Source organism: Shewanella sp. M16 (genome assembly GCF_018224605.1).
Classification (GTDB): Bacteria; Pseudomonadota; Gammaproteobacteria; order Enterobacterales; family Shewanellaceae; genus Shewanella; species Shewanella oncorhynchi.
The window spans coordinates 1-21762 of the sequence record NZ_JAGTUL010000046.1 but is presented as its reverse complement, the minus strand read 5'-3'; the positions used below and the strand labels follow the sequence as shown (position 1 = coordinate 21762).

Below are 21762 nucleotides of genomic sequence, written 5' to 3'. Positions count from 1 at the left end.
AGTGCTGAATAATTAACCTAATGCTTAATAATAGCAGTGAAACAAAATCCTGCTGCAGGCTTAAAGCCTACTCAGGTACGAAGGGCTGCACAGGAATACCGAGCTCGCTACCGATAAATAGATATGAAACAAGGCTTGCAGTACCAAGGCATAGCAAATAAATAATCAGCACCTTAGCGAGTTTTCGCAGACCTGAGCGCTGAGTGGTTAAGCCCCACTTTACCGCTACGCGATAGAGACCAATCATGGCGTGTACCACTACAGCGGGAAGTAACAGCGCATACAGCAACCAAGCATTATCGTGATAAACCCGCTCAGCCGATAAATGCGGGCCAATTTCGGGATTCAAAATCATAGTGAAGAGATGAACTGGAACGAGGAAAAATAAGATAAAGCCAGTGATCAGTTGCCAAAACCACGCATGGGTATCCTTATGCTTGATATTCCCCATGTGCGAACGCAGGGCTCGCCATTGCCCTAGCTGCGCCGGAAAACGCCGCAGCGCCACCGCAGCATGTACTATCACCACCAATAACATAAACACTGAAAACACTTTAGTGACTATAGGAAAACCATGTCCTGTGCTGCTAAATATTCCACCTTCAAGCAACTGAACGACCCGATAAAAAGCCTCTTTACCCAGCAAAATACTCGATTCAAAATGCATGTGTAATAGTAAAAAGCTGCCAAGCATAATCCCTGTCGCACTCTGCAGCCTATCAGCCTTAGCCGACCAAGGATGACCTAGCGGTGTACTCACCCTATTGTGAACTCGAGTTATGCTTGTCATCTTGAATTAACCTATGTCGTTTATCGTTGGCACCTCTTGGCAAACTACACCATAGCAGCAACTCAAATCAGGCTTGAGTGTCACAGATTTAAAGCGTGAGCCAACTCACCTGACGGAGTTAAACTCTTAGAAGATGATCACAAAAAACGTATCAAAACCAAACAAAGGTAAAACCAATTAACCAATACTTTTCATAGCGTTATATCAAATAATGAAACTGACAATTCGTTTTTTAACACCAATCCATACCCGCCAGCTAACCCCTTGTCTGTATAGACAAAAGCGTAATACCAGGATAGCCAGTCGTCGAACCTAAAGCCTAGTGATAACCAAACGACCTTACCTAAAGCGCTTTAAATTCCCCCTACATCCTGCATTTTGGGATAGTTTGGGTATACAATACCGCGATATTTTGAACCCTTAGTTTATGAACACTCAGTCACAGGATGCCCCCATGCCTTGGATCCAACTCCGTATAAACACCAATAGCGATGACGCTGAAACCATCAGCGACTTGCTCATGGAAGAAGGTTCAGTCTCTATCACCTTCGAAGACGGTAAAGATACCCCTATTTTTGAACCTAAATTAGGCGAAACCCCACTGTGGCGCGATACCGTGGTAGTAGCCTTATTCGATGCAGAAACCGATCTGACACCGACCATCGCCATGCTGAAAACCTTGCCTTTCCTCGGTGAGAACTTCAGCCATAAAGTCGAACAAATTGAAGATAAAGACTGGGTACGCGAATGGATGGATAACTTCCACCCCATCCAATTTGGCACACGTTTATGGATCTGCCCAAGCTGGCGCGAAATCCCTGATCCAACCGCGGTTAATGTGATCTTAGATCCGGGTCTTGCCTTCGGTACTGGCACTCATCCCACGACAGCACTGTGTTTAGAGTGGCTAGACAGCTTAGATTTAAGCGATGAAGAAGTGATCGATTTTGGCTGTGGTTCAGGCATCTTAGCCGTAGCCGCACTGAAACTGGGCGCGAAAAAAGTCACAGGTATCGATATCGACTATCAAGCCATCGACGCCTCGCGTGCCAACGCCGAGCGCAATGATGTCGCTGACAAGCTGGCGTTGTACTTACCAGAAGACCAACCCGCCGATCTCAAAGCCGACGTACTGGTCGCTAACATTCTTGCAGGCCCTCTGCGAGAATTAGCGCCTTTGATCGCAGAACGCGTAAAAACCGGTGGCAAACTTGCCCTTTCCGGTCTCCTCAAAGAACAAGCCCAAGAAATATCTGACTTTTATAGCCAATGGTTCGATATGGACGCAGCGGCTCACAAAGAAGATTGGAGTCGCTTGACAGGTAAGCGTAAATAGCGCTAAAGGGTGGCGCAACATGCGCCACCGCTGGCTTCCAACAATTTGACCTCTGACTTCTCGTCAATTAAAAGTCAAGAAAAAAAATTACCTCTAGGTCATTTATTGACCTTTTCACGGCCAACAAAAAGGGCTACTATAGCGCCCCTTTGAAGAGCTAAGGTGAAACATAAAATGCAGATTGGACCCTATCAACTGAACAATCAGCTGATCGTGGCACCAATGGCAGGTGTCACCGATCAAGCCTTCCGCAATCTTTGTCTTCGTTATGGCGCAGCCTTAGCGGTTTCCGAGATGCTTTCATCCAATCCCGAGGTTTGGGATACAGATAAAAGCCGCCAGCGCATGACGCATTCTGGCGAGGAAGGCATCCGCTCAGTGCAAATTGCAGGGGCTGATCCTGATTTAATGGCGCAAGCCGCGTTGTTCAATGTTGAACAAGGTGCTCACATCATTGATATCAACATGGGTTGCCCGGCGAAAAAAGTGAATAAAAAGCTGGCAGGCTCGGCGCTAATGCAAAATCCACCGCTGGTAAAAGAGATTTTACAAGCCGTGGTCGCCGCAGTGAACGTGCCTGTCACGTTAAAAATTCGCACCGGCTGGGAGCCAGAGCACAAGAATGGTGTTCAAATCGCCCAGATTGCAGAGGATTGTGGCATAGCCTCGCTCGCCGTTCACGGCCGCACGAGACAATGTATGTACAGAGGCAACGCCGAATACGACACGATCAAAGCAATCAAACAGAATGTCTCGATTCCTGTTGTCGCCAATGGGGACATCGACAGTCCGGAGAAAGCCCGCTTTGTGCTGGAATACACCGGTGCCGATGCCTTGATGATAGGACGGGGTGCTCAAGGACGGCCTTGGATTTTCAGAGAAATCCAGCACTACTTGGAAACGGGTAATAAGCTAGCGCCCATTGAGGTTGCCGAACAGCGTCAAGTGATGCTGGAACACCTCACCAAACTGTATGACTTATATGGTGAATACAAGGGTATCCGCTTCGCCAGAAAACATATGGGATGGTACCTAGACCAAGAAGCTCAGCGCCAATTTAGGGCTGACTTTAATCGGCTGGAAACCGCTGCAGAACAGTATTCCCTCGTGGAATGTTATTTTGATGAATTAGTACAGAATTAATAAAGAGCAGAATAGAATGTTTGATCAGACAACTAACACAGAAGTTCACCAGCTTACCGTTGGCAAAATCGAAACAGCAAACGGCACTATCAAGCCCCAGTTATTACGTGACGCCGTCAAGCGTGCCGTAACTAACTTCTTCGCACAGTTGGACGGTCAGGAAGCACAAGAAGTTTATGAAATGGTGCTAAGCGAAGTTGAAGCGCCTCTGCTTGACATCATCATGCAACACACTCGTGGCAACCAAACCCGCGCAGCAAACATGCTAGGTATCAACCGTGGTACTCTGCGTAAAAAATTGAAAAAATACGGCATGAATTAATCCGCAAGGATTAAGCTGCTGTATTAAAAAGGGTTAATCAGAAATGATTAACCCTTTTTACATTTTGAACCCCACAGTTAGTGATCTACTCGTATTAGAATTTATCTTACTTGCCCAGTACTCGTAATCTTTATAGAGTGCATTTATCAAAGACTGCTGTGTATGTTCATGGGGGAAGAACTATTATTCAACGCAATGAACAAACAACTTGAGCTATATCGAAATTCGTATCCCACCTTCACACTTGAATAGGGTGATTTTATGGACTTGTTAGATAAGTATCAGCTTAAGGAATGGTGGCTTCAAGCTCTAACTGCAAGTCAAAGAAACCAAGTTGCTAACGACTATCGTCCTATGGGCTTACCAATTGGCGAAACTCCCTACCTATACCAAGATTTAGATAAAACTGACTCTAACAATGGATTCGGTAAACTAAGTCTTTTACTTACTCTTTCTTACATTGCTGGTGATGAAGCAAAGCATATTCTCCAAACCAAAGTAGAAAACGAGTTACTCCAGTGTTATACGGCACCTGATAGTAACCTGATTGATGTGCACCTAGCCCTTGCATCACTTATCAAGCATCACTACTCATTGAGAACAGCCCCAGAACATTATGAAAAAGCCAAAGAATTCTGCTTAATGCAAATATCTATCTCTAGTAAGTTGGTCAAAAAATTTCGTCATCTCGAAAAACCTAAAGAACTAAAAAAACTACAGAACATAACGGGAATTAAAGATCCTTATTATGATGAACCTCAAATGCTGCCCTCACATACAGGCTACAAGCAGTTAGCAATTATTCTTGAGAAAGAAGGCAATATTGAAGGTGCATTAAAGCTCTCTAAACAAGCTCTAAAGCAAGGCTGGACGGATAATTATGAAAAACGAATAGATAAACTTAACCAAAAATTAGCGAAGCAAAAGAAGAACTAGACCACTGAAGTTAACAATGAATAAAACTGCTGAGCATGCTAACGCAACTGGCCTAACACTTAATATTTGCCGATGGAAGGTGGTTACGTATAAGAGCATCAGCGCTTTGATTAGGGATGTTGATAGCATCGTATCTCCCTTGTTAAAACAGTAAGCCTTATCCCTTTCTAATGAAAATTAATCTAAGGTTGCTCGTTCAGTTGTGTTTCGTTAATGATGAAAATTGAAGCAAATTCAAGGCTCATACTGGACTTTAGTTATGGCAGTAAGGCTAGTCTACCCAGTGTTTAAGCCGCCCAAGAATATCTCAGGAGAACACTCATCCCTCGAACCATTAGCAGTTGATTATAATGATGCGCTGTTCAGCCAACTACGGGGTCTGCAACACCTCACTGAGTCCAAAATATAATAATAAACCCCTCATATCGCTCTAACCATTCCAGCAGCAATATCAACTCATATTAATAATCCCGAGTGTAAATTTGCTACATCCAAACTAAGTCAGCTCTTCCTACTCCTTAAGCGATATTTCTCAGTATAGACTGTGACATCAACTGCAAATCCTGACTATTTTAGTCAGGATTAGTTGTCACAAAATAAAGCTGCAAATAATATGAATGTAAATTTATTGCTGCTCTGGAGCTACTCATGTCTGCTACTTCTGCCTCAAAAGATGCACAACTCCCACCCCATGGGTTTAATTCTCAACACAATCATTGGCTAGAACGAAAAATAGGTGAACTAGTGGCAGAAGACTTTCGCCGCGCCCATGTGTTCAGTCAATTTGGTATCGATTTTTGTTGTGGCGGGGGTAAATCACTGGCGGTCGCCTGTGAGCGTGCAGATGTAGATCCCGCAAAAGTGGTTGCTGCGCTGAATGCCGCAACACTTACCGGTAGCAAAGAAGATGAATTAAATCAATTACCCTTAGATCAACTTATCGAATATATAGAATCAACGCACCATCAATACGTGCGCGAAAAAGCCCCTTTATTAGTCGGATATTCCGAGAAAATGATTCGCGCTCACGGTGAGCACTATGCCGAAATAATTCCCTTTGCAGGTTGGGTACGAGCCTTAGTTGAAGACTTAATGCCACATTTAATGAAGGAAGAAAAAATACTGTTTCCGGCGATCCGCGCCATGAGTCATGGAGAGCAGGTTGAGGCTTGCTTTGGCCATATTGGCAACCCCATCAATGCGATGCAACATGAGCATGAAGAAGTCGGTTTGATTTTGCAAAAATTACACGACCTCACTAACGATTTCACACCACCTGAATATGCGTGCACTACATGGCGTGTTTGTTATGCCACGCTAGCGGAATTTGAGGCGGACTTACATCAGCATATTCACTTAGAAAACAATATCCTATTTCCTAAGGCATTGGGTCTCATCCAATAATTGATTAAATGTTTATCCCGTAGCGGCTCCAAATTACAGATCATCCGCTTAACCTTGAGGCCAGACCTAAGTCTGGCCTTTCAATTGTTGACGTGCTACAACAAGTCATGTGTCGCTGACGGATAAGCTGCCATGACATTTCAATCATTTGCACTCGATGATATTGCCAATTTGCACGAATCGGCCCAAGTAGAATTTAAACTCGCAGGTGGCCGCGATGGCCAAGGTCAATTACCCGAAGACATTTGGGCGACTTATAGCTCTTTTGCCAACACTTTGGGTGGCGAAATCATCCTAGGTGTGCGGGAAGAACGTGGCCATTTCAGTATTGAAGGCATTCCCAACCCGCTTCCTGTTTTACAAGAATTTTGGGAAATCCTCGATGACCCGAGTCGCACTAGTCACAATCTTTTAGCGATTTCAGATGTACAGATTATTGAAATTATGAACAAAAAACTCATTCGTATCCGCGTACCGCTGGCGCCTGAGCAGCTAAAACCTATCTACGTAGGCAGCGATCCTTACACTGGGAGTTATTTTAGGGTGGGAGATGCCGACATGCATGCGAGCCGTCGGCAAGTCAATCTACTGCTACGCCGCGCCCATCTTTGCATGAAGCAACTCAAGGCGCGTTAATCCAGTAAATCTAACGTCCTGTTATTATGTTAAAAACCTGCTAATAGATAGCCGCCCATGGCCGCAATCGCCACGCCAGTAACGCGCATTAAATTGCGTTGCCCTGTCATCCGCTGCATTCCAAGGCCTATCATTACGCCGCCTAAATGGATGACTGCTGTACCAAATAAAAATCCTAGAGCATACAGGACTGGGCTGGCCAATTCCGGCATTTCAGCGCCGTGGGCATGCCCGTGGAAAATCGCGAATACACTCACAAAGGCCATGGCGAATAACAGCGGGATTTGGCGATCAAAAGCGATGGCAAGACCGAGCAACAACACAGAGAGGGCAATACCTATTTCAACAAAGGGAACGGCAATCGCATATAAACCTAAAATCCCGCCCACTAACATAAAGGTGACAAATGCTAAGGGGACTGTCCAAATCGCGCGGCCACCGAGCTGGGTGCTCAACATGCCCACACTCAACATAGCCAGCAAGTGATCGAAGCCCAATACGGGATGATTAAAACCCGACATGAAACCGCCACCTGAATGGATCTCATGGGCCGATACCGGCGCGATCCAACATAAAGTGAGCAGTAATAACAACCCGATACGCGCCATAAAATAGCCTTAGTCAGTGACTTTAGTGATATAAAACTTAACTTTAGTGCAAATTTGGCTGGCAAACCTTGATCTCAATCACCCAAAGATACAGATAAAAAATGCACGCTAAGCTAGTTTGCGTCGATAGCCAATACTTTTGTCAAAGCCTCGAGGGAGGCAATTTCTAAATGGGGCAACAAGGCGGCTATCGGTAAGGAATCGACTCGACCAAAACTGGGATTTAGCCACACAGACTGGCACCCCGCCAATCGAGCACCACGAACGTCGGCATTCATGCTGTCGCCAACATGCAGTAAATGTTGCGGTGCAATCTTTAACCGCGAGCAAGCTAATTCGAACATGTCTTTAGCGGGTTTCATATGCACGCCATTACCTGGATGCAACACAAACTCGAAAGTTTCCCCTAAACCAATCCGCTCTGCGTCCACATTACCATTGGTGATCCCGACTAATCTAAAATGCTGCGATAAGCGTTTGAGTAATAAGAGCACTTCGTCAGACACTTGAAAATGGCTGCGATAAAAATAAAAGCATGCTAATCCTTGCTCGGCGCCGCGTTCAGCTTCAGCCACCGAATACCCTAATTGTATTAGGCCTTGGCGAAGCGTAGCTAAACGGGCTGCGCTGGTGTCGTGGGCGAGCTCACGATTTTGCTGCAAAAGTTGCAGTTTTAGCCTGCGCCAATCATGGGGTTGCCACGCCTGCGATAATGGATAAGTCTGCAACAGAAACGTCGCCAGCTCAGCTTCGGCATTTAAAATATGCGGCAGATTGTCGTACAGGGTATCGTCGAGATCGAAACTGATCGCTTGAATATGTTGAGGTCTAAGATAGCAACGCATTATTTATCCTGTGTTTTTTTCGCTCTAGGATGGGCGTTATCATACACCTTAGCTAAGTGTTGGAAATCCAAACTGGTATAAATTTGTGTGGTCGCTAGGTTCGCATGACCCAATAATTCTTGCACCGCCCGCAAGTCGGCGCTCGCTTCTAACATGTGAGTGGCAAAGGAATGACGCAACTTATGGGGATGTACTCGCACCGATAATGCCTGCTCTTGACCCCATTTAGCCATGCGCGCCTGAATACTGCGATGGGAGAGTCGCTTGCCTTTTTCAGTCACAAATAAGGCGTTATCTTCACAGGGGATCTGCTTTCGGCAATTGAGCCAATTCTGCAGCGCAGTAATCGCTAAACGACCGACAGGGACGATACGCTCCTTATTACCTTTACCTAAGACTCGCACTTCTTTCAAATCATATTGCACACTGGATAAATTAAGCGCGGCAAGTTCCGCTAAACGTAAGCCACTGGAATAAAACAATTCCATCATGGCTTTATCCCGCAGACTCAGCGGATCTGTACCTTCAATGTCCAGCAAGTGACTGATGGCATCGACATCGATATTCTTCGGCAGAGGCTTGGTTTGTTTGGGGGCACTTAAGCCTTTCGCGGGATTAAGCTCAATCACGCCTTCGCGCAGCAAAAATTCACCCCATTGTTTTACCGCCGATAAACACAGGGAAAGCGATCGCGGGCTTAAACCTTTGCGGTGCAATTTGGCTAACACTTGCTGCCAATGCTCGCGGCTCACATTGAGTAAATGCACGCCTTCGGGCAAGAGATCACTACCACGATTAAGCTCATAAAGGTAATTCCGTACTGTATGGGCAGACAACTGTCGCTCGGTACTCAGATAACGTTCAAAGGTGTGTAACCATTGAGTATTTAATGCCGACACTTCGCCTGTTTGCGTACTCATATCGGTTTCCTCATGGGTTTTGCCAAGCCTTGGGTGAGCACTATAGCTCAACAGCCGTTACAGCTTGGCAAGCATATGCGCCAGTAAACGCCGCAACTGTTCCAGCAGCATGTTATCCATATCAGGATGAAAATGGGTGACATCTTGACTAGCAATGGCAAAAATCACCGGGTTGTCTTCCGACAATTTAGTCAGTGCCACCGACCCAACTTCGCTACCAAATAGGCGTTTGGCTTCTTGTTGCGTTAGCCGACCAAAATAGTGACCTTTATGCAGCCTTTGATCCCATATTGCCTTCATATCGGCATCGAGAACGCTGATCAAACGCACATGACTGAAATTAAACTGTAATTTCAAACTATCGGCCAACACTTCTTTAAGTGACACAAGATCGGCACAATTCAGTAGCTGGAAGGATAACTCAGTGTTGAATTGGTAAATTTTCTCGTTGCGCGCCGCCATCGTTAACAGACTGGTGATCTCTTCTTCCAACTGGCTGACTCGCTGGCGTAGCATTTCTTGACGACGTTCCACCAAAGAGATGGCGCCGCGCTCCAGATGGGGCAGACGCATTGCCAGCAATAGCTCAGGATAGCGATTGAAAAAATCAGGATTATCCAGTAGATACTCGCGAATAATCAACTCATCAAAGGGCACATTCGTCTGCGGCATCAAGGGCTCTGTCATAACTGAATTTGTCCATCATAAACGTGCTGCGCTGGGCCCGTCATCCACAAAGGTTTCCCCTCGCCTTCCCAGTTGATGGTTAAAGTACCGCCGGGTAAATCCACCCGCACTTGCTGGCCGAGCTTCCCTTGCACTTGACCTACAACCACAGCTGCACACGCGCCAGTGCCACAGGCCAAAGTTTCGGCCGCACCACGTTCATACACCCGCAGCTTAATGTGGCCCGAATCTACTACTTGCATAAATCCCACATTCACACCACGGGGAAAGCGCTCATGCTTAGTGAGCATGGCACCAATTTCAGCAACAGCGGCGCTCGCCACATCTTCAACGTCGAGCACACAATGGGGATTGCCCATAGAAGCCGCGCCACATAAAAAGGTTTGCAGTGGTGTTTGCAGTAAATAGGTTTTTTCGGCTTTCTTGGCTTTAAAGGGGATCAGACTTGGTTCAAGAATAGGCACGCCCATATTCACGGTGACTGTGCCATCTCGCTCTAAACGCAGAGTCATCTTACCTGATGAAGTGCTAACACGGATTTTACTCTTATTGGTCAATCCTTTATTGCGCACAAAACGGGCAAAACAGCGGGCGCCATTACCGCATTGTTCGACTTCAGTGCCATCGGCATTGAAGATGCGATAATGAAAATCTAAATCGGGATCATAGGGCGGCTCAACCAACAGTAATTGATCGAAACCTATGCCAAAGTTACGGTCGGCTAAACGGCGGATCTGCTCAGGCGAAAAGAACACGTTCTGCGTGACCCCATCGACCACCATAAAATCGTTACCCAGTCCGTGCATCTTAGTGAATTGGATCAAGATACTTATCCTTTAAGCCGAGGCGCCGCTCATTAAGTATGAAACCAAGCGCCTGAATCAATATAATTTTTCTAGTTTACGGCAGGAGTTGCTCACCTTGCCAGAGCTGAGACAATTTTTCTCGCTCACGCACTAAGAAAGCGTGCTCACCATCGACCATGACTTCGGCCGCACGAGGACGCGTGTTGTAGTTAGAGGCCATCGCAAAACCATAGGCACCACTCGAACGCACAGCCAGTAAATCCCCAGCCACTAAAGCCAGCTTGCGATCTTTACCTAAAAAGTCACCTGTTTCGCACACTGGACCAACAATATCAAACTCATAGGTCTCAGAGTCCCTTGGCACGACTGGGATAATATTTTGCCATGCGCTGTAAAGTGCTGGGCGAATTAAGTCATTCATCGCGCCATCGACAATCGCAAAACGCTTGTCGCTGTTTTCTTTCAGATACAGCACCTGAGTAACAAAAATCCCCGCATTAGCGGCAATCGCACGGCCCGGTTCGAAGATCAGCTTCAGTTGACGGTCGCCCATACGCGCTAATATGGCGGCGGCATACACATCAGGATGCGGCGGAGTTTCAGCATCATAGGTCACACCTAAACCGCCACCCACATCAAAATGCTCAATGACAATACCTTGTTCAGCCAGACGATCGATCAACGCTAGCATACGATCCATTGCATCGAGGAAAGGTTGAATTTCGGTTAATTGCGAACCGATATGGCAATCGACACCTTTCACTTTTAAATGTGGCAAAGCATGGGCACGGGCAAAGACGGTTTCGGCCTCATCCATAGCGATACCGAATTTATTTTCTTTAAGGCCAGTCGAAATATAGGGATGAGTACCCGCATCCACATCGGGATTGACTCGCAAGGAAACTGGCGCCACTTTACCTAAACGACCTGCGACCAAATTTAACTGCTCAAGCTCGGCGCTCGACTCGACGTTAAAGCAATAAATGCCCAGATTAAGTGCCTGTTCCATTTCGGTCGCAGTTTTACCCACGCCAGAGAACACCACTTTAGCGGGATCGCCGCCCGCTTCAATCACTCTTGCTAACTCACCACCCGAAACGATATCAAAACCACTGCCTAAACGTGCCAGCACATTCAGTACGGCCAAGTTCGAATTAGCTTTAACCGCGTAACAAATCAAATGTGGATGATCTGCCACGGCGTTATTAAAGGCATGCCAATGGCGCTCTAGCGTGGCGCGGGAATAAATATACAGCGGCGTACCATAGGTTTGAGCTAAATCGGCGACCTGGCAGCCTTCGGCGTGCAGGGCATTTTGTTGGTAGAGAAAGTGATCCAATGTCTGATTCCTTACTGCGCTTTATCGCTGCGATAGTGATGATAGTTATAGCTGCTATTATTGTTGTGTTTTTTGTACTTCGATGGCTCGAATTTCGGTTTTAATCTCTTCTACTTCAGGCTCAGGTTTAGACGCCTCGACCTTTTTAGGCTGATTCACCTCTGTGGCCGGAGATCGATAGAGGGGGCCCTTCTGGCCGCATGCAGTAATGAATAGGCTACCAAGCAATAACAATAAAAACAGTCTCATTTTTCTCAACATCTGTGCATCTGGTGACTAATGGCCTTATAATCGCACCCATCTTGACGAAAGCAAAGGACAGAAATGCATGGCCATGACAGATACAGAATTTCACCAGCTCGCCGATGACATGTTCCAAGCCATAGAAAATGCGATTGAAACTGCGATTGATGAGCAAGATGCCGATCTTGATATCGATGCCAGTGGCAACGTATTGCAATTAGAATTTGTTGATGGCTCTAAGATAGTGATCAACAAGCAAGAACCTTTGCATGAGATTTGGGTCGCCACACGCTTTGGTGGATATCACTTTGGTTTTGTTGAAGGTAAATGGATGGACGGACGAAATGGCGGCGAGTTTATGCCATTCGTGCAAGAGTCTATCGAGCGCCAAGGCGGCATTAAGCTTAGCTTTTAATCTAAGCCTGTCGTAGTGCAAAACCGTAATAGTACAAAACAATAATGGGAGCCTTGGCTCCCATTATTTATGTTAAAAACCAGCTAAAACTCAGTGTCTTGATCGCTAACATCGATACCGAAAGGCGCCACCGTTAACTCTCCGGCTACCCGCACTAAATGGAAAAATTGCGGAATATTAAACCGGGCCCGTGAAGCATAATGCTCATCGAACACATAGTGATGGCTCACTTTATTGACCAACTCGGCCATGTTTGATCCCGCCTGCACGTAATGGCTTAGTTGATTTTCCTCATCGAGGATAAATACATCCAAGTTATCGACCCGTTGGCGTAGAAAATACTGAATCGCGCCTTTAGCCGCATAGTTTTGCACCACTTTAGGCATACTCGAGAAGGGATCGTCACCTAATTCAGGCCGAGGCAATAATACAAGATGACTGCGGGATAACTGTTGATAAAATGACTTGGCATCGCTTAAGTCCTGATAGGCCATACCTAAGGGATTAAAAAAGATCCCATAGCGAGTACGACTTATCTGCAGTGGCTGCACTAAGGTGCTGGATTGCTGCACTTGTTGGCACAAACGCATAGTTTGTTTTAGTAGATTTTTCACTGCTAATTTAAGCTGTGGGCGTAACTTCTGTGAACAGCTGATCACATCCATATCCACAGGTAAACTGGCTCGTCTTAGCCCCGGCGTCACAAAGGCTAAGGCTTGCAATACCGCGGTATCGCCTTCGAAGCGATGACACTGCCATTCACCCCAACTATTCAAGCAAATGGCATCTAACGCACCAAGCATATTGGCTTTTTTACGCCCGAGTGAGAACACGTTCGCATTCATCACATCGACCATCATTTCCTGTCCTTGCCATTCAATGGTGGGATCGCAATCCAGATTGAGTACGAAAATCAGCTTACGAAAATGCCATGGCTGGCATAAGTCACGTTTAGATACACGCCAATCGTGGTCGATAAAATTCAGTAACCGCTTAGAAGCTTCGGTAAGCCGTTTCGACTTTGCCTTACTCTGACCATATTCATGCCATTGAGTACTCGGCGTCGAGATCCCATTTAAACATGCCCAGATCATTAAGGCTGAAGGGGTTTTCCCCTTACATATTGCCGACTCGCCTAACAAATTTTGTGGCTGAGGCCCTTGTCGATACAGATAATATTGACGCTCGCGGGAGCTTGAGACCATAGTCACTTCGGACTCAGCGACTGAAGCACTCCACAGCAGATTCAGCTTAGCGATTTGGTCTTCATCTTGACTAAAATAGGTATGCAACTTGCGAGTCAGCATTCCCAAATCTTCGATCCGCAAACCTTCATTTAACTCATGTGTCGATGCGAAGCGTAATAAGGTTTGGTAGCTCGCTAATAACAGTTCATTCAGTTGCTCGTTAAACCAATTGAGCTGGCCACTATGCCAATGTTCACAATTGTCTAAAGTGCTAATCAGACTATCTGGCCATTGCCAATCCTGCACCAGCTTTTGCAATTTAGGATAACGCCAATCTTTGCCCTCTTGAGTTCGACTCAAGTGCACGCCACATTTTAAATAGAAGCAGCGCCGCACTATCTCTAGTCGGCGAGTATCATTCTGCTTAAGTAAATAGGTTTCGATAATCTCATAGATAGAGTAATAGGCATCATTCGACGTCGAAAAATCACCGGCGAGCGTTTTCTGCCATAAGTGATCACAAAGCAGAGTTGAATGGGGATAATCACTGGCATAAGCCTCGAGTAGCAATACTTTAATCAGCGCCTTATGGGGCTTTTCTAAGCCCTTGTAGAGCTGCCATAACGAAGCACCAAAGTACTCACTCGCAGGTAATTCATGTACATCGCCTAAGGACAAGAGCGCAGGATTGAGTTTAGCGTCTGGCCACCATGCAATTGTTTTACCCGCCAAACGAATTTGGCTGCGATAAAACTCTTCAAGTAATAGCCAATGCTGCATACTACCGCTATGCTCATGGGCCATTGCGGATTGACATCCACGAACGGCTTTACCGCCACAAAACTGCTGCGGATGAACTAAGTAAAAATTCACCTCAAACTGATACTCGGCAAACCAAGCAGTCAATCGAGTCGCTTTAATCTTGATTAGCGCCAAATCCTCAGAACACAGATCAGCCCTATGTACTAACCAAACATCGACATCGCTCTTGGCATTTTGGCCAAAACTGCCAGTACTCCCCATCGCATAAACGCCTTCAAAGGCATTGATATCGGCTTCTTGAGTAGTAAAAGGCAGCGAGAACACATCGCAGGCCTGGGACTCAGTCTCACCAACCTGATACTCGTTGATTCCACAGGGCGTATTGGCGGCATGATAGCCAGGATACTGAACACCGTTCTGGTGAATTAAAAAAGGGATCAAATGGAATAAGTGTTTTTGTAGCGGCGATAGCAAAGCTAGGGCGCGTGCAATACGTACCTTATTAAGTCTTTCTGCTATATCAGGAAACTGTATTTGCCGATCCATTCAAAAACACAACACTTAAGCACTTATGGGAAATGTGCTCATGTTAACACTTTTACAAACTCGAGCAACTAAACGTGAAGCCCGTCACACTTTCACGGTATCTAGAACATCGCCAACTTCAAAGAATCGATACGGCTTCCTTACATAAACGATTTGCCAATGTTAGCATTGGCGCAACTAAGATCTTTGATGGAAACTAGGCATGTCTGAGAACCGCATACGTATCGCAACCCGCAAGAGTCCGCTGGCCATGTGGCAAGCTGAATTTGTTAAAGCCGAATTAGAACGCATTCATCCCGGTATTGTGGTGGAATTGCTGCCAATGAGCACTAAGGGCGACGTTATCTTAGATACGCCGCTAGCCAAAGTGGGCGGTAAAGGGTTGTTCGTCAAAGAGCTTGAAGTCGCCATGTTAGACGATCTTGCCGATATCGCAGTGCACTCAATGAAAGACGTGCCCGTCGACTTCCCAGAAGGCTTAGGCCTTGAAGTTATTTGCGAGCGCGAAGATCCCCGCGATGCCTTTGTATCGAATTTATATAAAACGATCAGCGAATTACCATTAGGCGCAACTGTGGGCACCTCGAGCCTACGTCGTCAATGCCAACTGCGCGCATCACGCCCTGACCTTATTATCAAAGACTTACGCGGTAACGTAGGCACTCGTTTAGCTAAACTTGATAACGGCGAATACGATGCCATTATTCTTGCCGCTGCTGGCTTAATTCGCCTGAAATTATCTGAGCGGATTGCTAGCTTTATCTCTGCCGAAGAATCCTTGCCCGCCAACGGCCAAGGCGCTGTGGGTATCGAATGTCGCACCAACGACGCACGCGTTAAGGCCCTACTGGCACCATTAGAACATTTAGAAACGCGCTACCGTGTGATTGCCGAGCGCGCGATGAACACGCGCCTAGAAGGTGGATGCCAAGTGCCGATTGGCGCATTTGCCGAAATCAATGGTGATGAGATGACATTACGCGGCCTAGTCGGTAACCCTGATGGTAGTGAAATCATCGAAGGCGTGATCACAGGTCCAAAAACCGACGCCACGCAATTAGGGGTTGCCCTTGCCGAAGAGCTATTGAGCAAAGGCGCAAAAAGCATACTCGACGCTGTTTACGCTAAAGCATAAGTCGATGAAAGTCTTACTGACGCGCCCTGAAGGGCGCAATCAGTCCATGATCGATGCCTTGAATCAGCAAGGCATTAGCCATTGGGTTACACCTCTACTGTGTGTCGAAACAACGCCGCCCATCACAACTAATAACTCGCACCCACTGGCACACGCCGATATGATTATCTGTATCAGCGCTAATGCAGTCAGCTTTGCCGACTATGCCTTAACAACCGCTCATTCTCGAATAAAAGGCTGGCCTCAAGCTCAATATTTCGCCGTAGGTCATGCGACTTGGGAAGCATTAAATCAGCTCGGCATTGAAGCCCTCGAAGCCCCAGATGATTGTCAGCAGACCGAAGGTCTACTCACGCTCGCGCCTTTGCAAGATATTAAAGGTAAGCAGATTACGATCATACGTGGCGTTGGTGGCCGTGAAGCCTTAGCTGAACGACTGGCTGAGCGCGGGGCAACAGTGCGCTATTGGGAAGTATATCAACGGGCTTGTCCACCACTCAATGGACAACAGATCGCACAACAATGGCAAGAGTTTGGCATCGACACTATTGTAGTCACCAGCGGTGAAGTACTGGATAACCTGATTAATCTAGTGCCAAAAGAGTTATTTGCATGGCTGCGCTCATGTCATATCATAGTCCCAAGTAACCGAGTAGAAGCTCAAGCTCACGCCTTTGGTATAACCCAAGTCACCAATGCCAATGCCGCCAACAGCAAAGCCGTGCTAAACGCCCTTAAACTTTAAGCGCTATTTAGCCCGATTTAACTCGAATTTCGGCAGTAGCATGTTTTCAAGGACTGTTAAATGGATAACAACAAGCACGACGCAAAGAGCCCTGAATTACAGGCTACCTCTATTATTGAACCATCAATAACGACTGATGACACGCCCGTAACTTCAGCGCCATCAACTGAATCCCAAACAGCCAAAGCCATACCTTCAAGCATGCCGAGCCAAACGCCAGTACCCAATAGAAGTTCATGGGCGATTCGCTTTGGGGTGTTATTAGCGCTGGGTTTAACCGCTTGCACCCTTGGCGGCGGTTTTATGTTATACCAACAGATGCAACAGCAACTGCTGGCGCAGGATGCGAAAAATATCGCCCTGCAGGACCAATTACAGCAAGCCCTGCTACAACCCAATCAACGTATTGGCCAGCTTGAACAGCAACAACTGAATGATGCTAAGACCTATCAAGAATTAACAAAATTGGCAGAAGACCAAAATCAACTGCAGGACAGGATCAATAAACTTGCCCAGCGCAGTCCAACGCATTGGATGGCGTCAGAAGCCGAATATCTAGTAAACATGGCGGGCCGTAAACTTTGGTTAGAAAAAGATCCCCGCACCGCCACCGATCTATTAAAGTCGGCGGATGAAACCATCGCCGCCATGAACAATCCCGCTTTGCTACCTATTCGTAAGGCTCTGGCAAAAGATATCGCCGCGACTGCAAGTATTAAAACCACAGATATTGATGGTAGTGTATTAGCCCTCGATGCCTTAATTGAGCAACTCGATAAACTACCCCTTAATCGCACCGATGCAGAAACCGATGCCCCTGAAGATACAAACATTACTGGCGATTTAAATGACTGGCAGAGCAACTTAGGGAAGACGTGGAAAGCGTTAACCCAAGACTTTATCACCATACGCCATAGAACAGCCGATGCACCCGCTTTACTTGCTCCTGAGCAACAGTGGTATCTGGTTGAAAATATTCGTCATAAACTGCTGCAATCTCAACTTGCGTTATACCGCTACGACAGAGCCGCTTATCACCAATCATTAATGATGGTGCGTAAGTGGATTCAAACCTATTTTGATACTCAAGATCACAGCACTGCTGAAGCCATCGCCAAAATCGATAAATTGGCGACATTAGAACTTGATCCTATTACTCTGAAAGCCTTTGCCGCAAAACCTCTGCTATTACAGCTGACAAGCTATGGTGAGCTGACCTCATCAGAGGATGTGCCATTATGATCAAGATATTAATTTTCTTAGGGATAATACTAATAGGGCTCTGCATTAGCCCTTGGTTGGTGGGCAACACAGGTTATGTATACATTGCGGCAGGTGACTACCAGATTGAGACCAGTTTAGTCTTTGGGATCATTGCCTTAATTGTATTTTATGCCATGTTCCAAGTACTAGAATGGTTGGTGATTAGCGCTATTAATCTCATGCTGCGTAGCCGTTTTATTCCTCGCCACTGGCGCCGTCGCTCCGCGAAAAAGCATACCTTAATGGGTGCACTGGCTCTGGCAGAAGAAGATTGGCCAGCAGCGGAACGCGCTATGATAAAAGGCGCCGATAATGGCGAACTCCCTGCACTTAATTTACTTGCAGCAGCTCGTGCTGCCCAGTACCAACAGAAAATAGCAGAGCGTGATCAATATCTTGACCGTGCTGCAACACAACCGCTGGCCGCGAATGCCGTCGCAACCACGCGTACTCGATATCTGTTAAAACAAGGAGAGTTAGCTTTAGCCCGCGCCGAGCTCGATAAATTAGCCCCCACAAGTAAGAGCAAAGCACCGGTACTCAAACTCGCCCTCGAGTTATATCGAGCACAAGAGGATTGGGATGCGCTCAAGCTATTGTTACCTATTTTGAAGAAGCGCCAGATCCTAGATGACACCCAGCTAAATGAACTCAATGTAATCACTCACTGCGCTTTACTCAAAGCCGCAACCATTAAAGGCGAAGAAGCCTTAGAACAATGCTGGCAGTGGTTATCTCGCAGTGAGCGCAATCAGTCTGAGTTTTTGGCGATTTATGCTGTGGGTTTATGCCGCTTTAATCGCAAAGAGCAAGCGCTGAAGCTACTCTCGAAAAAATTACGCACTTCTCCTGAATCAGCGCTTTTAGAAGTCATTCCAGAAATAACGACAGCCCAAGATACAGAAATCCGTAAGCAGTTACTCAAGCATGAAATCACCCATGAGAATAATGCCGACTACCAGATGTGCTTAGCTAAACTTTATCAGCAAACACGGGATATGAAAGAAGCCAGAACCTGCTGGCAAAATGTTTGCCGACTCGAACCCACAAAAGCCTCTTGGTTGGCGCTTGCGCGGATTCAAGAACAGTTAGGTGAACAAGGTAACGCAAATCAAAGTTATCGTCAGGCGGTTAATCTGTAGTTCTACAATGCCTGCAACCTAGTCGCCGTGATTTGAGTAACGAAAGATCACGGCACTTGCCAATGCTGGCATATTAAAACCCACTTAACTTGCCAAAAATGTTAAAAACTAGATCGTGTCGCTTCTTTTCCGTAAAAACCACTCTCCCAATCCAGATTAATTTCTTATAACGATGCTTAATCTTAAAGTTAAAAAGTACTAAATACGGCCCTTTTTATAGATATAGCTACTACATCTAGTTACAGGTCTAAAAATTGTCACTTTTGCGTATTAAGATCCGTAAAACCGCATAAGAACAGGCGACACAAGCGCGTCAAAAAATTGACTTAAGTCGTTTCGTTAGCTAAAATTCCACCACTTGTATCACAGTGCGACATATTTGTTGGACTTGTGCGTCTATGGATTAACACACTTTGGCTGTTGGGAGCTTACTATGGGATCGGTAATTACATCAAAGAAAGGTTTGCTTAAGTTAGTCAAAGGGCAAATCAATGTCGAAGTTGATGGTTCAAATCAACCCGCTAAGGATGGCGAACAACTCCCTAAAGGTGCTGTGCTCCATATTGGCGAAAACGCAACCTATGAAATTACCTTCGATGATGGCACTAAGCTATCAAATGAAGTCGCGCCCAGCGAAACTACTGCAGCAGCCTCTGGCACGGCTAACGAAGCAGCCCTAGATGAAATTCAAGCATTACAAGATCTTATTGCATCCGGTGAAGACCCAACTCAGAACCTACCAGAAACCGCAGCAGGCAACACACCAGGCAGTGATGGTAACTCGGGCTATGTCACTCTAGCCCGTAGCGGCACAGAAACCATTGCAGCTTCAGGCTACTCAACAAGCGGCCAAGCACTGACTGGAACGACGGTTAATATTCCACAATTCACCATTGCAGCAGACTCACCTTCAGCACTTGCTAATGACAGCAACACTTCCAATGAAGATACTGTAGCGACTGGCAATGTGCTCGATAACGACACTGATGTGGATTCCACTCTAAGTGTTGTGAGCTTCGAAATCAGCGGTACCACCTACGCAGCAGGCACAGAAGTGACTCTCGAAGGTGGTGTTTTAATTTTAAATATCGATGGTTCTTACACCTTCACGCCGAATGAAAACTGGAATGGCCAAGTACCTGTCATTACCTACACAACCAACACGGGCTCAACTGCAACGCTAACCATTAATATCAGCCCTGTCGATGATCCTTCCATCCTTGCAAATGACAGCGCCACAGTTGCAGAAGACACTGCAGCAACTGGCAATGTGCTTGATAATGATTCCGATATCGACAGCCCCCTTTCCGTTGTCAGCTTCACCGTGAACGGCGATACTGTTACCGCTGACACCACCGTTTCCTTAGAAGGCGGCAGCTTAGTCATCAATGCCGATGGCTCTTACACCTTCACGCCGAATGCAAACTGGAATGGCCAAGTACCAGTCATCACCTACACCACTAACACTGGTTCAACGGCCACATTAACCATTAATGTTACCCCTGTTGATGATGCCTCTGCATTAGCCAACGATACTAATACCGTTGATGAAGATACCGTTGCCACCGGTAACGTGCTCACCAATGACAGCGATGTGGATAATGAACTATCTGTGGTCAGCTTCACCGTGAATGGCGATACTGTTACAGCGGGCACCACGGTTACTTTAGAGGGCGGCAGCTTAGTCATCAATGCCAATGGCTCTTACACCTTCACGCCCAATGCTAACTGGAATGGCCAAGTACCAGTCATTACCTACACCACTAACACCGGTTCAACGGCGACCTTAACCATTAATGTCAGCCCGGTTGCCGATGGTGCCCCAAGTGTCACTATAACGACTGATGCTAACAATGATGGCTTTATCAGTAATGAGGAACTTGGTGGAGCAACAGAAGTTAACGTAACGATTGGCTTGGATGGTACTGGCGCGAATGTAGGGGATACTCTCACAGTTAACGGTGTTGATTACATCCTAACGCAGGAAAATATTGATAATGGATTCGTTAATCTAACACTTCCAGCACCAGCTGAAGGTGAAACGATGACAGTAATTGCGACAATCACAGATCCGGCAGGTAACATCTCACCTGAAGGTAGTGACTCCGCGGTACTGGACACCACGGGTCCAGTGATCACTGTAAGTGCTCCCAATGATACTCAAGATACAACCCCCACTATCACGGGTACAACCGATTCTCCTCCAGGTAGCACTATTACTATAGTTGTTACCGACAGCACGGGAGCACAACAAACTCTTACAACAACGGTTAATCCAGATGGCACTTATACTGTTGATGTGGCCGACCCCATAGCTGAAGGTGGCTATACAGCAGAAGCATCAGTAACTGATCCAGCAGGTAACACTGGAAAAGCCAGTGATAATGGCAATGTAGATACCAAGATTGACCAAGATGGTGACGGCAACACCGTGGCGATCACCAGCATTACCGATGACACCGGCGCCTCCGGCAGCGACTTCATCACCAATGACAACACCCTGATTTTCAAAGGTACCGTCGATTTGGGTGACAACAGCACCTTGGCCGTCA

21 protein-coding genes are annotated in these 21762 nt (G+C 46.5%); 12 read left to right on the top strand and 9 right to left on the bottom strand.

Annotated elements, in window-relative coordinates; all coding sequences use genetic code 11:
- Positions 1–67: 67 nt before the first annotated feature.
- Complete coding sequence (locus tag KFE26_RS20725; protein ID WP_212601595.1) at positions 68–790, bottom strand: fumarate reductase cytochrome b subunit; 723 nt, start codon at positions 788–790, stop codon at positions 68–70.
- Positions 791–1244: 454 nt separating this feature from the next.
- Between KFE26_RS20725 and prmA the strand changes: the two genes are divergently transcribed.
- The 6 genes from prmA to KFE26_RS20695 all read left to right on the top strand — a co-directional run bounded on the left by prmA (position 1245) and on the right by KFE26_RS20695 (position 6567).
- On the top strand, positions 1245–2126 hold the full coding sequence (gene prmA / locus KFE26_RS20720; RefSeq protein ID WP_105250427.1) for a 50S ribosomal protein L11 methyltransferase: 882 nt from the start codon (positions 1245–1247) through the stop codon (positions 2124–2126).
- Between the two features lie 174 nt (positions 2127–2300).
- Entirely contained in the window at positions 2301–3269 is a 969-nt protein-coding gene (dusB, locus tag KFE26_RS20715; RefSeq protein WP_105250428.1) for a tRNA dihydrouridine synthase DusB, read from the top strand.
- 16 nt (positions 3270–3285) lie between these two features.
- Positions 3286–3591: a DNA-binding transcriptional regulator Fis gene (fis, locus tag KFE26_RS20710; protein ID WP_006083371.1), complete on the top strand. Its 306-nt coding sequence runs from the start codon at positions 3286–3288 to the stop codon at positions 3589–3591.
- 261 nt (positions 3592–3852) lie between these two features.
- Positions 3853–4527: a hypothetical protein gene (locus KFE26_RS20705; RefSeq protein ID WP_212601594.1), complete on the top strand. Its 675-nt coding sequence runs from the start codon at positions 3853–3855 to the stop codon at positions 4525–4527.
- 648 nt (positions 4528–5175) lie between these two features.
- Complete coding sequence (gene ric / locus KFE26_RS20700) at positions 5176–5931, top strand: iron-sulfur cluster repair di-iron protein (RefSeq protein WP_212601593.1); 756 nt, start codon at positions 5176–5178, stop codon at positions 5929–5931.
- 132 nt (positions 5932–6063) lie between these two features.
- Entirely contained in the window at positions 6064–6567 is a 504-nt protein-coding gene (locus tag KFE26_RS20695; protein WP_105250431.1) for a helix-turn-helix domain-containing protein, read from the top strand.
- Positions 6568–6596: 29 nt separating this feature from the next.
- Here KFE26_RS20695 and KFE26_RS20690 read toward each other — a convergent pair whose 3' ends face one another.
- The 7 genes from KFE26_RS20690 to lptM all read right to left on the bottom strand — a co-directional run bounded on the left by KFE26_RS20690 (position 6597) and on the right by lptM (position 12021).
- On the bottom strand, positions 6597–7175 hold the full coding sequence (locus tag KFE26_RS20690; protein ID WP_212601592.1) for a HupE/UreJ family protein: 579 nt from the start codon (positions 7173–7175) through the stop codon (positions 6597–6599).
- A gap of 113 nt (positions 7176–7288) precedes the next feature.
- A complete protein-coding gene (locus tag KFE26_RS20685; protein WP_212601591.1) occupies positions 7289–8020 on the bottom strand; it encodes an HAD-IA family hydrolase in 732 nt (243 codons plus the stop codon).
- Positions 8020–8940: a tyrosine recombinase XerC gene (gene xerC / locus KFE26_RS20680; protein WP_212601590.1), complete on the bottom strand. Its 921-nt coding sequence runs from the start codon at positions 8938–8940 to the stop codon at positions 8020–8022. Before xerC ends, KFE26_RS20685 begins: the two co-directional genes overlap by 1 nt.
- Positions 8941–8997: 57 nt before the next feature.
- Positions 8998–9627, bottom strand: coding sequence for a DUF484 family protein (locus KFE26_RS20675; protein ID WP_131523371.1), 630 nt, complete (start codon positions 9625–9627; stop codon positions 8998–9000).
- Entirely contained in the window at positions 9624–10451 is an 828-nt protein-coding gene (gene dapF, locus KFE26_RS20670; protein WP_105250436.1) for a diaminopimelate epimerase, read from the bottom strand. Before dapF ends, KFE26_RS20675 begins: the two co-directional genes overlap by 4 nt.
- A 76-nt stretch (positions 10452–10527) precedes the next feature.
- A complete protein-coding gene (gene lysA / locus KFE26_RS20665; RefSeq protein ID WP_212601589.1) occupies positions 10528–11772 on the bottom strand; it encodes a diaminopimelate decarboxylase in 1245 nt (414 codons plus the stop codon).
- A gap of 57 nt (positions 11773–11829) precedes the next feature.
- On the bottom strand, positions 11830–12021 hold the full coding sequence (gene lptM / locus KFE26_RS20660) for an LPS translocon maturation chaperone LptM (RefSeq protein WP_168825920.1): 192 nt from the start codon (positions 12019–12021) through the stop codon (positions 11830–11832).
- 79 nt (positions 12022–12100) lie between these two features.
- On the opposite strand from lptM, the gene cyaY reads away from it, so the two are divergent.
- Entirely contained in the window at positions 12101–12430 is a 330-nt protein-coding gene (cyaY, locus tag KFE26_RS20655; RefSeq protein WP_105250439.1) for an iron donor protein CyaY, read from the top strand.
- An 83-nt stretch (positions 12431–12513) separates the two neighbouring features.
- Here the strand turns inward: cyaY and KFE26_RS20650 are convergent, their stop codons facing one another.
- Complete coding sequence (locus KFE26_RS20650) at positions 12514–14925, bottom strand: class I adenylate cyclase (protein ID WP_173496189.1); 2412 nt, start codon at positions 14923–14925, stop codon at positions 12514–12516.
- 202 nt (positions 14926–15127) lie between these two features.
- Here KFE26_RS20650 and hemC point away from each other — a divergent pair, with 202 nt between their 5' ends.
- The 5 genes from hemC to KFE26_RS20625 form a co-directional block, all read left to right on the top strand.
- On the top strand, positions 15128–16060 hold the full coding sequence (hemC, locus tag KFE26_RS20645) for a hydroxymethylbilane synthase (RefSeq protein ID WP_113940849.1): 933 nt from the start codon (positions 15128–15130) through the stop codon (positions 16058–16060).
- Between the two features lie 4 nt (positions 16061–16064).
- Positions 16065–16805, top strand: a complete 741-nt coding sequence (locus tag KFE26_RS20640; protein ID WP_212601588.1) for a uroporphyrinogen-III synthase — start codon at positions 16065–16067, stop codon at positions 16803–16805.
- A 60-nt stretch (positions 16806–16865) separates the two neighbouring features.
- A complete protein-coding gene (locus KFE26_RS20635; RefSeq protein ID WP_212601587.1) occupies positions 16866–18047 on the top strand; it encodes a uroporphyrinogen-III C-methyltransferase in 1182 nt (393 codons plus the stop codon).
- Positions 18044–19210, top strand: a complete 1167-nt coding sequence (locus KFE26_RS20630) for a heme biosynthesis HemY N-terminal domain-containing protein (protein WP_212601586.1) — start codon at positions 18044–18046, stop codon at positions 19208–19210. The genes KFE26_RS20635 and KFE26_RS20630 overlap by 4 nt, the downstream gene beginning before the upstream one ends.
- Before the next feature lie 433 nt (positions 19211–19643).
- Positions 19644–21762, top strand: a 2119-nt coding sequence (locus tag KFE26_RS20625) for a retention module-containing protein (protein ID WP_212601585.1), incomplete at its 3' end; no start/stop codon positions are given.